Raw genomic sequence first — 14,283 nt, 5'->3', positions numbered from 1 at the left:
TGCACGCTGCGGCGGGCCTCGCCGAGGCTGTGCCGGGCCAGGTCGGCGGCCCGGCCCAGGTGGGTGCGGGCCACGTCCAGGTCGGGGGCGCTCGCACAGGTCGACGGCGGCCGAGCCGCTGCGCCGGATGTCGCGCAGCAGCGGAACGAGTTTGCGGGCGACCTCGGCCTGGTGGGTGCGGACCTCGGTGACGTAGTTGAAGCCGGTCGCGACCAGGGCCTGGTCCAGGGGCGGCGCGGGACGGCAGGCGAGCCTGCGCTCACCGTCCCAGGCACCGGTGGCCCAGGCTCCGCCGCCACGGACCGCGTGGAAGGTCTCCCCGCGCATCGGGACCGCCACCACGCCGACGACCGTCTCGCCGTCCTGCTCGGCCGCCACGGACACGGCCCAGGTCGGCAGCCCGTAGAGGTAGTTCACCGTGCCGTCGAGGGGGTCGATCACCCAGCGGACCCCGCTCGTGCCCTCGCTGGCGGCCCCCTCCTCGCCGAGGATGCCGTCGACGGGACGGCGGTCGGCGACGAGGCCGGTGATCAGCTTCTCCGCCGCGATGTCCATCTCGGTGACGACGTCGATCGGGCTCGACTTGGTGGCGGCGACCGCGAGGTCGGCGGGACGGCCGTCGCGCAGCAGTTCACCCGCGCGACGGGCCGCCTCCAGGGCGATGCCGAGCAGTTCGGTGTGCAGGGGGTCGGTCACGGCGTTCCTCACGCGTAGGGGCTGTCGGCGCCCGCGGCGGCGGGGCGGGGGGCGCGGGCCGGGCAGCAGCCGACCGGGCACAGGTCGTGGCTCGCGCCGAGCGTGCCCAGGGCGCACGGGGTGACCGCCTGGCCGCGCTCCGTCCCGGCGCGCTCCAGGATCAGTTCCCGGACCGCGGCGGCGAAGCGCGGGTCGTCGCCGACGGTGGCCGACCGGCGTACCGGCAGTCCCAGTTCCGCGGCCTTGGCGGTGGCCTCCGTGTCGAGGTCGTACAGGACCTCCATGTGGTCGGAGACGAAGCCGATGGGGGCCATGACGACCGCCGGGACGCCGGCCGCGTGCCGCTCCTGGAGGTGGTCGCAGATGTCCGGCTCCAGCCACGGGATGTGCGGTGCGCCGGAGCGGGACTGGTAGACGAGCTGCCAGGGGTGGTCGACGCCGGTGCGCTCCCGGACGGCGTCGGCGATCAGCCGCGCCACGTCCAGGTGCTGTGCGACGTAGGCCCCGCCGTCTCCGTGTGCCCCGGCCGGGCCGGAGGTGTCGGCGGCGGAGACCGGGATGGAGTGGGTCGAGAAGGCGAGGTGCGCGCCGTCGCGGACGTCCTCGGGGAGGTCGGCGAGGGAGGCGATCACCCCTTCGATCATGGGTTCCAGGAAGCCCGGGTGGTTGAAGTAGTGGCGCAGTTTGTCGATCCGCGGCGGCTCGACGCCCTCGGCCCGCAGGGCGGCGAGCGCGTCGGCGAGGTTCTCGCGGTACTGGCGGCAGCCCGAGTACGAGGCGTAGGCGCTGGTCGTCAGGACGAGGACGCGGCGGCGGCCGTCGGCGGCCATCTCGCGCAGGGTGTCGGTGAGGTAGGGCGCCCAGTTGCGGTTGCCCCAGTAGACCGGCAGGTCCAGGCCGTGGTCCGCGAAGTCCTTGCGGAGGGCGTCCAGCAGGGCGCGGTTCTGGCCGTTGATGGGGCTGACCCCGCCGAACAGGAAGTAGTGCTGCCCGACCTCCTTGAGGCGTTCCTTCGGGATGCCGCGCCCACGTGTCACGTTCTCCAGGAACGGGACCACGTCGTCCGGGCCTTCCGGGCCGCCGAAGGAGAGCAGGAGCAGGGCGTCGTAGGGGGTGGGATCGAGCGCTTCTGGCATGAGTCGAATCCTGCCACCCGGCACCGACAGCCGGGCTCCGGGCCCGCGGACCCGGTGCATTAGGGTTACCTAACCAGTAACCTGTATCGGCCCTCTTCGCGCCTTACCGGATCCCCGGAGACACCCGTGCCCAGCCCCTATCGCGCCCTGTTCGCCGCCCCAGGTTCCAAGGGCTTCTCCGCCGCGGGATTCCTCGGCCGGATGCCACTGTCGATGATGGGCATCGGCGTGGTCACGATGATCTCCCAGCTCACCGGGCGCTACGGGCTCGCGGGCGCGCTGTCGGCCACCATCGCGCTGGCCGCGGCGGCGATCGGCCCGCAGATCTCACGGCTGGTCGACCGGCACGGGCAGCGGCGGGTGCTGCGGCCGGCCACGCTGGTCGCGCTCGCGGCCGCGGCGGGACTGCTGTTCGCCGCACACTTCGCGTGGCCGGACTGGGTGCTGTTCGTGTGCGCCGCCGGCATCGGCTCCGTGCCCAGCCTCGGCGCGATGATCCGCGCGCGCTGGGCCGCCCTGTACCGGGGCACCCCGCAGCTGCACACCGCGTACTCCTTCGAGTCCGTGGTGGACGAGATGTGCTTCATCTTCGGGCCGATCATCTCCATCGGACTGTCGACGGCCTGGTTCCCGGAGGCCGGGCCGCTGCTCGCGGCCGGTTTCCTGGCGGTCGGTGTGTTCTGGCTGACCGCCCAGCGCGCCACCGAGCCCGAGCCGCACCCGCGCGAGCGGCACGGCGGCGGTTCGGCGCTGCGCTCGCCCGGACTCCAGGTCCTGGTGGCCACCTTCGTGGCCACCGGAGCGATCTTCGGGGCGGTCGACGTGGTCACCGTGGCCTTCGCCGAGGAACAGGGCCACAAGGCCGCCGCGAGCCTGGTCCTCGCGCTCTACGCGGCGGGGTCCTGCACGGCGGGCGTCGTCTTCGGGTTGTTGCGCTTCCGGGGAGCACCGGAACGCCGCTGGGTACTGGGCATATTCATGATGGCCGTGAGTATGATCCCCCTCCTACTGGTCGGAAACTTGCCGTTTCTGGCCGTGGCGCTGTTCGTTGCGGGTCTGTCCATCGCGCCGACGATGATCACGACCATGTCCCTCATCGAAGAGCACGTACCACGTGCGCAACTGACCGAGGGCATGACCTGGGTGAGCACCGGGCTCGCCATCGGTGTCGCGCTCGGTTCCTCGGCGGCCGGCTGGGTGGTCGACGCGGTCGGCGCGCGCGCCGGGTACGGGGTTCCGGCCGTGTCCGGGGCCGTCGCGGTCACGGTCGGTTTCCTGGGGTACCGCCGGCTCAGCAGGCCGGCTCCGGGTTGGGGAGGGACCGTTGAGCACGACAGCGAGCGGGAAGAACGGCACGTGGCGTAACTGGGGCGGCAACGTCTCGGCCCGGCCCGCGCGGGAGGTCATGCCCGCCTCCGTCGAGGAGCTGGCCGCGGCCGTGCGCAAGGCCGCCGAGGACGGCCTGAAGGTGAAGGCGGTGGGCACCGGGCACTCGTTCACGGCGATCGCCGCCACCGACGGCCTATTGATCCGCCCTCAACTGTTGACCGGTATCCGCAACATTGACCGGGAGGCCGGGACCGTCACGGTCGAGGCCGGCACCCCGCTCAAGAGACTCAACGTGGCCCTGGCCCGCGAGGGTCTGTCGCTGACCAACATGGGCGACATCATGGAGCAGACCGTCTCCGGGGCCACCAGCACCGGCACGCACGGCACCGGCCGCGAGTCGGGCTCGATCGCCGCCCAGATCAAGGGCCTGGAACTGGTCACGGCCGACGGATCGGTGCTCGTCTGCTCCGAGAAGGAGAACCCGGAGGTCTTCGCGGCCGCCCGGATCGGCCTGGGCGCGCTCGGCATCGTCACCGCGATCACCTTCGCCGTGGAGCCGCTCTTCCTGCTGACGGCGCGCGAGGAGCCGATGCCCCTGGACCGGGTCATCGCCGAGCTCGACGAGCTGTGGGCCGAGAACGAGCACTTCGAGTTCTACTGGTTCCCGCACACCGGCAGCACCAACACCAAGCGCAACAACCGCAGCGCGGGCCCGGAGCAGCCGGTGGGTCAGCTGACCGGCTGGTTCGAGGACGAGTTCCTCTCCAACGGCGTCTTCCAGGTTGCCCAGCTGGTCGGCCGGGCGGCGCCCGCGGCGATTCCCGCGATCGCCCGGATCTCCAGCAAGGCCCTTTCCGCGCGCACCTACACGGACATCCCCTACAAGGTCTTCACCTCCCCGCGCCGGGTGCGCTTCGTGGAGATGGAGTACGCCGTCCCGCGCGAGGCCCTGGCCGAGACGCTGCGGGAGCTGAGGACGATGGTCGACCGCTCCGGGCTGCGGGTGAGCTTCCCCGTCGAGGTGCGCACCGCTCCCGCCGACGACATCGCCCTGTCCACCGCCTCGGGCCGGGACAGCGCCTATGTCGCCGTGCACATGTTCCGGGGTACGCCCTATCAGGCGTACTTCACCGCCGCCGAGCGCATCTTCACCGCGCACGAGGGCCGGCCGCACTGGGGCAAGGTGCACACCCGGGACGCCGAGTACCTGGCCGGGGTCTATCCGCGCTTCGGCGAGTTCACCGCGCTGCGGGACCGGCTCGACCCCGAACGCCTGTTCCAGAACGACTACTTGCGGAGGGTTCTGGGGTAGCGGACACGCGGACGTCCCGGCCACGGGCGGCGGACCGCCTCCGGAGTCCCGGCCGCGGGTGACGCTTCGCCACTCGCGGCCGGGCCCGCGGTGACGCTCGGGGCCGGCGTCAGCCTCTCCGGTCAGCCGGAAGCCGTTCCGTCGACCGCCCGTGCGAGCAAGGGACGTACAGGCGAAACGATTAGCTCCGTTTCCGGCGATTGGGTGAAGTGCGCCACGTTCACTCCCGCATCACCGCACAACGGACGGTCAAGTCGCACCCCCCGCCAGAAGTTGAACGGCGTGCCAATCCACGCACGTGGCCCAAATGGAGTACTGTTGCGAGCCCTGGGTTCGGTCTCCCGCCAGGGCGTCCGGGACCTTGCCGGACCACCGGAGGGGGCTAATTGCACAGGGTGACGGAGTTGGTCACTTAGCGTTGCGAATAGGTAACCGTGCCATAACGGCGTACGCGGGCTCGCGTCCGACACGCCGGGCAACTCGGCAAGGTTGTGGCAGGCTGCACCCGGGCAGGCCACACTCGACTAGCGGAAGCAGCGACGCACGTGACGTCGGCAGGCACCACCCGGGAGGTCCCCATGCCCGAACTGCGTGTCGTGGCCGTCTCCAATGACGGCACACGGCTGGTGCTGAAGGCTGCGGACAGCACGGAGTACACGCTTCCGATCGACGAACGACTCCGTGCCGCCGTGCGCGGCGACCGTCCCCGCCTCGGCCAGATCGAGATCGAGGTGGAGAGCCATCTCCGCCCCCGTGACATCCAGGCGCGTATACGTGCCGGTGCGACCGCGGAAGAGGTCGCCCAGATGGCCGGTATCCCGGTCGATCGTGTACGCCGCTTCGAGGGTCCTGTGCTGGCCGAGCGCGCCTTCATGGCCGAGCGGGCCCGCAAGACCCCGGTCCGCCGGCCCGGCGAGAACGCCGGACCCCAGCTCGGCGAGGCCGTCCAGGAGCGCCTGCTGCTGCGCGGCGCCGACAAGGACACGGTGCAGTGGGACTCCTGGCGCCGCGACGACGGCACCTGGGAAGTCCTGCTGGTCTACCTGGTCGCCGGTGAACCGCACTCGGCGAGCTGGACGTACGACCCGCCCCGGCGGCTCGTCCAGGCCGTCGACGACGAGGCGCGCTCGCTCATCGGCGAGTCCGACGACCTCGCCGCGCCCGAGCCCAGCTTCCCCTTCGTACCGCGTATCGCACGGCTGCCGCGCGACCGCCCGCTGGACCGCGCTCTCGACCGGGAGCGGCCGAGCCTGCCCGCGCAGGCGTCCGAACCGGCCGAGGAGAGCACGGGCGAACGGGACTCGCTGACCAGCCTGCTGGAGGCGGTGCCGAGTTTCCGGGGCGACCTCGTGGTCCCGGAACGCCCGGCGGAACCTCCCGTGGAGGAGCCGGTCGAGGAACCGGAGGCGGAGGAGCCCCCGGCTCCCGCGGCCTCCGCCGGCTCCGCCTACGCGGACGTGCTCATGCCGCGCTCCGTCGGGAGCCACCGCGACCGTCTGGTCGGTGCCACCGACCGCCAGGCCGAGGCGGACGGCGTCCGTCCCGGCCGCCGGGCCGCGGTGCCCAGCTGGGACGAGATCGTCTTCGGGACGCGACGCAAGAAGCAGGAGTAGCCGGACCGTACGACGCCGCACGACACCGAGGGCCCGCGTCCTGACGACGCGGGCCCTCGGGCATCGGTACGGGACATCCGCGGACCGGTCCGCGTACGGCCCGCCGGGCAGCCGTACGGGACACCGGCGGGCGCCAGGCGCTACTGCGGGTCGGGGCCCACGGCGACGGGACGGGACGGGTCCGAGGACCACTGCGACCACGAACCGACGTACAGCGCGGACGGGATACCGGCGACCGCCAGCGCGAGCACCTCATGGGCGCCGGAGACGCCCGAACCGCAGTACACGCCCACCTCGGTGCCGTCGTCGGCGCCCAACGCCCGGAAGCGCGCGTTCAGTTCCCCGGCGGGCAGGAACCGTCCGTCCGCCGCCACGTTCTGCGTGGTGGGCGCCGAGACCGCGCCCGGGATGTGCCCGCCGACCCGGTCGATCGGCTCCACCTCGCCCCGGTACCGCTCCCCCGCGCGCGCGTCGAACAGCACCCCCGAACGTGCCAGCGCCGCGGCCCCGTCCGCATCCAGGAATCCCGTGGCCTGCGGTACCGGCTCGAAGTCGCCCTCGACGGAAGCGGGCACGCCCACCGACAGGTCCCCCTGCCAGGCCGGCAACCCGCCGTCGAGGACCCGCACGTCCGGGTGACCCGTCCAGCGCAGCAGCCACCACGCGCGTGCCGCCGCCCAGCCCTGTCCGCCGTCGTACACGATCACCGGCACCTTCGACGACACGCCCGCCCGGCGCATCGCGGCGCCGAACTCCGCGATGTCGGGCAACGGGTGCCGGCCGTCCGGACCGGGCGCGGCGGCGAGCTCCGCGTCCAGGTCGACGAAGACGGCACCGGGCACATGACCGGCCGCGTACTCGGCCCGGCCGTCGAAGGCCGGCTCACCGGCCGCCTTGGCCACGCTGAGCTGCCAGCGGACGTCGAGCAGCGTCGGCGGACGCTCCCCGGACAGGGCGGTCGCGAGTTCTGCTGCGGAGATGATGGCGTTCATGGCCACCATCCTCGCGCACAGGGTGGCCGCATCGCCCATGTCCGGCTACTCTGCTCGGCCGGGCAGGCACGGTCACGAGGCGTACGGGACCGGCCACATGCTGTACAACTGATCGACCCTCACAAGTAATCGTGCCGAAAGGGACGAGAAACCTTACAGCGGGCATTCTCCGGCTACGGGGCCCACGCGCACACAAGGGCGTGCACGCCTGGTGAGCAGGGCGCCACGCTCGGTGCAGGCATCGGGCACGGGGTCCGGAGAGCGGAATCGACGCGGCCACCACGAGAGGCCGAGAAGAGAGTGACGATGACCGAGACACGGGAGTCGGACGGCCCGGACGGCAAGACGCACGCCCGGTACGCGCCCGGCACACCCTGCTGGGTGAGCCTGATGGTGCACGAACCGGCCGCGACCCAGGACTTCTACGGAGAACTCTTCGGCTGGGAGTTCCAGCCCGGTCCCCGGCGGCTCGGCCCCTACGTCAGGGCCCTGCTGGACGGCCGCGAGGTGGCGGGCATCGGCCAGCTGCCGCCGGATCTGCACCTGCCGACCGCCTGGACGCCCTATCTCGCCTCGGACGACGTGGACCAGACCGCCGAGACGGTACGGCTGTGCGGCGGCACGCTCGGCGTCGGACCGCTCGACGCGGCCGCGGCCGGGCGGCTGGCGATCTGCTCCGACCCGTCGGGCGCCGTCTTCGGTGTCTGGCAGACGGCGCAGCACCCGGTAGGCGGCGACTTCGGAGCCCCTGGGGTCCCCGGCGTCCCGGGCACGCCCGCCTGGAACGAGTTGCTGACCTTCGACTCGGTGACCGTCGCCAAGTTCTACGAATCGGTGTTCGGCTACGAGGAACAGCCTTTGGCCCCGGCCGACTTCGACCGGGTGACGCTGCGCGTCGAGGGCCGCCCGGTGGCTGGTATCCAGGGGGTGGGCAACGCGCTGCCGCGCGAACGGGGCCCGCACTGGCTGACGTACTTCGAGGTGGCCGACACCGACAAGTCGCTGGACCGGCTCGTCGCGCTCGGCGGACAGGTCCTCCAGCCGGCCCGGGACGGCGCCCACGGGCGCGTGGCCTCGGTGGCGGACCCGGAGGGAGCCCGGTTCGCCCTGGTCCAGAGCCCGCGTTGACGGTCCGGAGGAGCGAGTTCTCGGCTCAGGAGGCCGACACCGGCAGCACGTCGGGCGACAGGGCCGCCGCGTGGGCCGTGGCCGCCGTCATACGACGCCGGTGGTGGCGGCGGCACAGCACCTCGTAACCGATCTCGTCCGCGGAGCGGTTGACGTCGCCCACGACCACCTGGGCGCCCTCGACGACCATCTCGCCCCCGACCGTGCGGGCGTTGTGCGTGGCACGGGCACCGCACCAGCACAGGGCCTCGACCTGGAGCACCTCGACCCGGTCGGCCAGCTCCACCAGCCGCTGGGAACCGGGGAAGAGCTTGGAGCGGAAGTCGGTCGTGATGCCGAAGGCGTAGACGTCGACGGCCAGGTCGTCGACGACCCGCGCGAGCTGGTCGATCTGTTCGGGCGCCAGGAACTGCGCCTCGTCCGCGATCACGTAGTCCGCGCGCCCGCCCTTGGAGAGGTGGTCGACGAGGAACGCGTACAGATCCTGCTCGTCCTCGACCTCCACCGCGTCCGTGACCAGGCCGAGACGGGAGGACAGCTTGCCCTCGCCCGCGCGGTCGTCACGCGTGAAGATCATGCCGACCAGGCCCCGCGTGGAGCGGTTGTGCTCGATCTGGAGAGCCAGCGTCGACTTCCCGCAGTCCATCGTTCCGGAGAAGAACACCAGCTCGGGCATGGGAAGCGGAGCACCTTTCGACGGAGACAGGCGGAGCGCGGAGGGGAGGGAACGGGGCGTGGGGGTGGGGCTCAGGTGCGTACTTCGAGCAGGGGGACCAGCTGTTCGGCCGGGGTCATCGAACCATGGTTGCCGACCATCGCCGACTCCTTCGGTTCCCGCTCCGAGGCGATGATCAACACATCGTCGTGGGCGGCCGCCACCACGTCGCCGATACGTGCGTACACGCGTTCGTCGATGTGCGGGCCGAACCATCCGGCCGCGATCGCCTCGTCCCGCGAAGCCACCCAGAACTGCTCGCCGAGCACCTCGCGCCAGCAGGTCAGTACGTCGCTCTCGGCGCCCGGCACCGCGTAGACGTGGCGGGCGCGGCCCTCGCCGCCCAGCAGGGCCACGCCGGCGCGCAGCTCCCAGTCCTCGTCGAAGTCGATACGGTGCTGCTCGTCGAACGGTACGTCGATCATGCCGTGGTCGGCCGTGACGTACAGGGCGCTGCGCGGGGGCAGCTGCTCGGCCAGCCGCTGGACGAGCCGGTCGACGTACATGAGCTGACCGCGCCAGGTGTCGGAGGCGACGCCGTAGCGGTGGCCCGCGCCGTCGAGTTCGGCGTAGTACGTGTAGACCAGGGAGCGGTCGGCGGCGGCCAGTTGGGCGGCCGCGAGATCCACGCGCTCCTCGCCGGCCAGCCGCCCGTGGAACGTTCCGCCGCTGAGGGCGACCTTGGTCAGCGGGGTGTTCGCGAAGGTCGGCGACGAGACCTGGGCGGCGTGCACGCCGGCCTCGTGGGCCATCTGGAAGACGGTGGGGTACGGCTGCCAGACGCGCGGCGATGTCCACGGCTTCCAGCGGAGCTGGTTCATCAGCTCGCCGGTGTCGGGGTTGCGGACGGTGTAACCGGGCAGGCCGTGGGCGCCCGGCGGGAGGCCGGTGCCGACGGAGGCCAGGGAGGTCGCGGTGGTGGCCGGGTAGCCGGCGGTGATCGGACGGCCGGTGCCGCCGCGGGAGCTCGCCAGCAGCGAGGCCATGAAGGGCGCCTCGTCCGGGTGCGCCCCGAGCTGTTCCCAGCCCAGGCCGTCGATCAGGAACACGCAGTTGCGGTCGGCGGCGGTCAGCTCGGGAATGCCGGTGGGCAGGCCCGGGACGCCCATGCCGGCGGCGAGCGTGGGCAGCAGGTCGGCGAGCGAGCCGGAGCCGTACTCCGGGACGGGGGCGGAGCCGACGGCGAGCGGCTCGGGGTGGTCCCAGGCGACGGAATCGGACGGCGAGAGAGGAGACATCAGGGGGTGACGTCCGCTGTCGCCTCGGAGATGGCCTGGGCGAAGGAGAGAGCCTGGCGGACCGTCTCCGGGCCGTCCCCCGCCTCGCTGACGCGCAGGCTGAGGTCGTCCGCCGTCGAGCTGCCCGTGTAGCCGTGGTCGGCGTCGCAGTTGGGGTCGCCGCAGGCGGCGGGCTCCAGGTCGATGCGGGAGACGGCGCCCCAGCCGATGGTCAGCACGATCTCGCGCGGCAGCGTGCCGGGGGTGTAGGACTCGGGGTTGGCGACCACCCGGCTGACCACGACGGACGAGATCCGGCCGATCTTCACGGACTCCGTGGAGGTCGTGGCGTACGGCGTCGGGGAGGTGGTGTCCGCGGCCTGCTCGTCGGTGTGGCTCACGATGAAGCGGTTGCCGGTGAGGACCAGCACGGTCACGTGCCGGCGCACCTCGTTCTGGTCGAACGTGGTCTCCTGGTGGACCAGGTACGACCGGATCGGCTCGCCGCCGACGGCGGCCTCCACCGCCTCGGCCACGAGGGCCGGGTAGTAGCCGCTGCGCTCGATCGCCGCACGCAGCCCCTGGGTCGTCGTACTGGTCTTGGCCATGACGTCCATCCTACGGGGGCGCACTGACTGCGAGGCACCGCTCGGCGTACCCGACGGTTCCGCGGGAGGGAACCGTCGGGTACGGACAGCCGCCCGGTGGGCCGCTCAGTACGAGGGGAGCGTGCGCGGGCCGAGGTCGTCGCGGACGGGGGGCGGTGCCAGGCGCACGGTGGCGCCGAGGACGCTCAGTCCCCGCGGGGCGACGACGACCGGCTCCAGGGTGACCGCGACGACCTCGGGGTGGTCGTCCACCAGCCGGGAGACCCGCAGCAGCAGCTCCTCCAGCGCAGGCGTGTCGACCGGGGTCGAACCCCGCCAGCCGAACAGCAGCGGCGCCGTGCGGATCGACCGGACCAGCGAGGTCGCGTCGCGGTCGGTGACCGGAACCAGCCGGTGCGCCATGTCGTCGAGCAGCTGGGACGCGGCTCCGGCGAGCCCGAACGACAGCACGGCCCCGGCCTTCGGGTCGATGACCGCGCGCACGACCGTGTCGACCCCGCGCGGTGCCATCGCCTGCACCACCGGCCGCAGTTCGTCCGGCTTCCCGAACAGCTCGGTCAGCTCGGCGTACGCCCGGCGCAGTTGCTCCTCGTCCGCCAGGTCGAGGCGTACTCCGCCCAGGTCGGCGCGGTGGCGCAGATGCGGTGCGGTGGCCTTGAGGGCCACGGGGTAGCCGAGGTCGCGGGCGGCCTCGGCGCCGGCCTCGGGGGTGGGTGCGGGCACCGCCTCGCGCACGGCGATCCCGTACCGCGCGAGCAGCTCGCAGGTCTCCCGGGTACCGAGGGTGAGCCCCTGGCCGCGGTCGAGCAGTCCCCCGATCAGCCGGGCGGCGCCCTTCTCGTCGATGTCCTCGTACTCCGGCACCTTGCCCGGGTCGGCGGCCTCGCGCCGCCACTGCCCGTACCTGACGGCCTCGGCGAGGGCGCGGACCGCGCGTTCGGCGGCGGGATAGGCGGGGATGAGGCGGGAGTCCGGACCGGGGACGCCGGGCTCGCCGGGAGTTCCGGGAGCGACGAAGGGCTCGGAGGGGGCGGCCGCGACCGGCGAGGTCCCGGACGCCGGGGCCGGTTGCTCCGGCTGCGTGGTGGGCGGTGGTGGGGCGGGACGGGTGGACGCCTGGGCCTGCGGCGCGGTGCTCGCCGCGGCCGACAGTGCCTCGGCGAGTCCGCCCAGCTCCACGTGCACGACCAGCACCGGCTTCGAGGGGACGGCGGCCGCGGCCGACCTCAGCGCCTGTGCCAGCGTGGCGTCCCCGACCGACTCCTCACCGACCGCCGGTATGGCGGTCACCACGACCGCGTCGCACGTCTCGTCCGCCAGCGCCCGTGACAGCGCCCCCCGGAAGTCGTCCGCCGTGGCCCCCGTCGTCAGGTCGACCGGCGGCTGCGGCCGCAGCCCCTCGGCGAGGCAGGCGTCGTACGTCAGCACGCCCAGCGACTCGGAGTTGCCGAGGATCGCCACCCGCGGCCCGGCCGGAAGCGGCTGGCGGGCGAGCAGCAGCCCCGCGTCGACCAGCTCGGTGATGGTGTCCACGCGGATGACCCCGGCCTGCCGCAGCAGCGCGGACACGGTCGCGTGCGGCAGCCGGGTCGCCCGTACGGCGTGTCCCTGCGGTACGCGGCCCGCGCCCTGCACGACGACGAGCGGCTTCGCCGCGGCCGTCCGCCGGGCCAGGCGGGTGAACTTGCGCGGATTGCCGATGGACTCCAGGTACATCAGGGCGACATCGGTGTCCGGGTCGTCGTACCAGTACTGGACGACGTCGTTGCCGGAGACGTCCGCCCGGTTGCCGGACGACACAAAAGTGGACACGCCCGTGACCCCGGTGACGCCGCCGCCGCGCCGGTGCAGCCGGGACAGCAGGGCGATGCCGATGGCGCCGGACTGCGCGAACAGACCGATCCGCCCGGGACGGGGCATCTGCGGGGCCAGCGAGGCGTTCAGCCGTACGTCCGGGGAGGTGTTGATGACCCCGAAGGCGTTCGGGCCGATGATGCGCATCCCGTACCCGCGCGCGAGGCGCACGAGTTCACGCTGGCGCTCGCGCCCCTCGGGGCCGCTCTCCGCGTACCCGGAGGAGACCACGACGAGACCCTGGACGCCGTGCTCGCCGCATTCGGTGACGACCTCGGGCACGCGCTCGGTCGGCACCGCGACGACCGCGACGTCGACGGTCCCGTCGATGTCGCGCACCGAGCGGTGGGCCGTTACGCCGTCGAGCTCGCCCTGCCCCTCGGGCAGCGCCCGGTTGACGGCGTACAGGCGTCCGGTGAACCCGGCCTCCCGGAGGTTGCCGAGGATGCTGCGGCCGACGCCGCCCGGGGCGCGGCCGACACCGACGACGGCGACGGAGCCCGGGGCGAGCAGCCGGCGTACCGACCGGGCCTCGGCGCGCTGTTCCCGGGCGCGCTGCACGGCGAGCGAGCGTGCCGTGGGTTCGAGGTCGAACTCCAGGCGTACGACACCGTCCTCGAAGCTGCGCTTCTGGGTGTAGCCGGCGTCCGTGAACACCTTGATCATCTTGGTGTTCGCGGGCAGCACCTCGGCGGCGAAGCGGCGGATGCCCCGCTCGCGCGCGACGGCCGCGATGTGCTCCAGGAGCGCGGAGGCGACCCCCCTGCCCTGGTGCGCGTCCTGGACCAGGAAGGCGACCTCGGCCTCGTCGGCGGGCGCGGAGGCGGGGACACCGCCGGCACCGATGCGGTCGTAGCGCACGGTGGCGATGAACTCGCCCCCGATCACGGCCGCGAGCCCCACCCGGTCCACGAAGTCGTGGTGCGTGAAGCGGCGGACGTCCTTGGCGGACAGGCGCGGGTACGGCGCGAAGAAGCGGTAGTACTTCGACTCGTCCGAGACCTGCTCGTAGAAGCTGACCAGGCGGTCGGCGTCGTCGACGGTGATGGGCCGCACATGAGCGGTGCCGCCGTCGCGCAGCACCACGTCCGCTTCCCAGTGGGCGGGGTACTCGTGCCGGTCCTGCGGGTCCGCCGAGGTCTGCATGGGCCCCAGAGTACGGCTCGCGTACGACAACGGCGCGAGGCAGTCTGTGGGGGACGGATGTCGGGTCGAGGCCGCGGCCGGCACCACCGGGACGGGAACCGGGTCGCTCCCGGCACCCGTTCCGGCATGTCACACTGGTCTAGACAACCCTGAGACACTGAAGGGCAGCATCACATGGCTGAGCGCCGCGTCAACGTCGGCTGGGCCGAGGGCCTCCACGCCCGTCCCGCCTCCATCTTCGTCCGGGCCACCACGGCCACTGGCGTCCCGGTCACGATCGCCAAGGTCGACGGCAACCCCGTCAACGCGGCCTCCATGCTGGCCGTCCTCGGCCTCGGCGCCGAGGGTGGCGAGGAGATCGTCCTCGCGTCCGACGCCGAGGGTGCGGACGCCGCCCTCGACCGTCTGGCCAAGCTGGTCACCGAGGGACTCGAAGAGCTTCCCGAGACCGTCTGAGCCTCGCCCGCGGCACATCGCGGAGTATTCGGCGCAGCACACCGCCAGGTGAACGGCGGAGCCGCGTCGGCCTTTCCGGCC

12 protein-coding genes are annotated in these 14,283 nt (G+C 72.8%); 5 read left to right on the top strand and 7 right to left on the bottom strand.

The features are described from left to right. Both ABT085_RS33530 and ABT085_RS33525 read right to left on the bottom strand, forming a co-directional pair. Positions 1-696, bottom strand: a 696-nt coding sequence (locus ABT085_RS33530) for an inositol monophosphatase family protein (RefSeq protein ID WP_351616585.1), incomplete at its 3' end; no start/stop codon positions are given. A gap of 8 nt (positions 697-704) precedes the next feature. Next, positions 705-1,832, bottom strand: coding sequence for a ferrochelatase (locus ABT085_RS33525; RefSeq protein WP_351616582.1), 1,128 nt, complete (start codon positions 1,830-1,832; stop codon positions 705-707). A gap of 126 nt (positions 1,833-1,958) precedes the next feature. Between ABT085_RS33525 and ABT085_RS33520 the strand changes: the two genes are divergently transcribed. The 3 genes from ABT085_RS33520 to sepH all read left to right on the top strand — a co-directional run bounded on the left by ABT085_RS33520 (position 1,959) and on the right by sepH (position 6,086). Further along, a complete protein-coding gene (locus tag ABT085_RS33520) occupies positions 1,959-3,197 on the top strand; it encodes an MFS transporter (protein WP_351616580.1) in 1,239 nt (412 codons plus the stop codon). Next, on the top strand, positions 3,157-4,473 hold the full coding sequence (locus tag ABT085_RS33515) for a D-arabinono-1,4-lactone oxidase (RefSeq protein WP_351616577.1): 1,317 nt from the start codon (positions 3,157-3,159) through the stop codon (positions 4,471-4,473). Before ABT085_RS33520 ends, ABT085_RS33515 begins: the two co-directional genes overlap by 41 nt. 578 nt (positions 4,474-5,051) lie before the next feature. After that, positions 5,052-6,086 carry a septation protein SepH gene (gene sepH, locus ABT085_RS33510; protein WP_351616574.1) on the top strand — a complete coding sequence of 345 codons (1,035 nt, stop codon included), beginning with the start codon at positions 5,052-5,054 and terminating at the stop codon, positions 6,084-6,086. 140 nt (positions 6,087-6,226) lie between these two features. On the opposite strand, the gene ABT085_RS33505 is transcribed toward sepH, so the two are convergent. Further along, a complete protein-coding gene (locus ABT085_RS33505; RefSeq protein ID WP_351616571.1) occupies positions 6,227-7,078 on the bottom strand; it encodes a sulfurtransferase in 852 nt (283 codons plus the stop codon). Positions 7,079-7,384: 306 nt separating this feature from the next. Between ABT085_RS33505 and ABT085_RS33500 the strand changes: the two genes are divergently transcribed. After that, the gene (locus ABT085_RS33500) at positions 7,385-8,206 is read left to right on the top strand and encodes a VOC family protein (protein ID WP_351616568.1); all 822 of its coding nucleotides are present in this window, start codon (positions 7,385-7,387) and stop codon (positions 8,204-8,206) included. A 25-nt stretch (positions 8,207-8,231) separates the two neighbouring features. Here the strand turns inward: ABT085_RS33500 and ABT085_RS33495 are convergent, their stop codons facing one another. From ABT085_RS33495 to ABT085_RS33480, 4 genes are all read right to left on the bottom strand, one after another. After that, complete coding sequence (locus ABT085_RS33495) at positions 8,232-8,882, bottom strand: thymidine kinase (protein ID WP_351616565.1); 651 nt, start codon at positions 8,880-8,882, stop codon at positions 8,232-8,234. Positions 8,883-8,953: 71 nt separating this feature from the next. After that, positions 8,954-10,159, bottom strand: coding sequence for an alkaline phosphatase family protein (locus ABT085_RS33490; RefSeq protein WP_351616562.1), 1,206 nt, complete (start codon positions 10,157-10,159; stop codon positions 8,954-8,956). Next, positions 10,159-10,755: a DUF5998 family protein gene (locus tag ABT085_RS33485; protein ID WP_351616559.1), complete on the bottom strand. Its 597-nt coding sequence runs from the start codon at positions 10,753-10,755 to the stop codon at positions 10,159-10,161. Before ABT085_RS33485 ends, ABT085_RS33490 begins: the two co-directional genes overlap by 1 nt. 96 nt (positions 10,756-10,851) lie before the next feature. Further along, positions 10,852-13,746 carry a bifunctional acetate--CoA ligase family protein/GNAT family N-acetyltransferase gene (locus ABT085_RS33480; RefSeq protein WP_351616556.1) on the bottom strand — a complete coding sequence of 965 codons (2,895 nt, stop codon included), beginning with the start codon at positions 13,744-13,746 and terminating at the stop codon, positions 10,852-10,854. A 174-nt stretch (positions 13,747-13,920) separates the two neighbouring features. Between ABT085_RS33480 and ABT085_RS33475 the strand changes: the two genes are divergently transcribed. Beyond that, a complete protein-coding gene (locus ABT085_RS33475; protein WP_351616553.1) occupies positions 13,921-14,202 on the top strand; it encodes an HPr family phosphocarrier protein in 282 nt (93 codons plus the stop codon). Positions 14,203-14,283 lie beyond the last annotated feature (81 nt).

This window comes from Streptomyces sp. NPDC002265, assembly GCF_040296125.1.
Lineage (GTDB): Bacteria > Actinomycetota > Actinomycetes > Streptomycetales > Streptomycetaceae > Streptomyces.
This window is presented reverse-complemented; position numbering and strand designations above follow the sequence as displayed.

What these genes read in the sequence shown, in the direction of transcription:
- ABT085_RS33485 (WP_351616559.1), bottom strand. Translation starts at nt 10,755, where the DNA reads ATGGACGTCATGGCCAAGACCAGTACGACGACCCAGGGGCTGCGTGCG.
- ABT085_RS33480 (WP_351616556.1), bottom strand. Translation starts at nt 13,746, where the DNA reads ATGCAGACCTCGGCGGACCCGCAGGACCGGCACGAGTACCCCGCCCAC.
- ABT085_RS33525 (WP_351616582.1), bottom strand. Translation starts at nt 1,832, where the DNA reads ATGCCAGAAGCGCTCGATCCCACCCCCTACGACGCCCTGCTCCTGCTC.
- ABT085_RS33505 (WP_351616571.1), bottom strand. Translation starts at nt 7,078, where the DNA reads ATGAACGCCATCATCTCCGCAGCAGAACTCGCGACCGCCCTGTCCGGG.
- ABT085_RS33500 (WP_351616568.1), top strand. Translation starts at nt 7,385, where the DNA reads ATGACCGAGACACGGGAGTCGGACGGCCCGGACGGCAAGACGCACGCC.
- sepH (WP_351616574.1), top strand. Translation starts at nt 5,052, where the DNA reads ATGCCCGAACTGCGTGTCGTGGCCGTCTCCAATGACGGCACACGGCTG.
- ABT085_RS33490 (WP_351616562.1), bottom strand. Translation starts at nt 10,159, where the DNA reads ATGTCTCCTCTCTCGCCGTCCGATTCCGTCGCCTGGGACCACCCCGAG.
- ABT085_RS33475 (WP_351616553.1), top strand. Translation starts at nt 13,921, where the DNA reads ATGGCTGAGCGCCGCGTCAACGTCGGCTGGGCCGAGGGCCTCCACGCC.
- ABT085_RS33495 (WP_351616565.1), bottom strand. Translation starts at nt 8,882, where the DNA reads ATGCCCGAGCTGGTGTTCTTCTCCGGAACGATGGACTGCGGGAAGTCG.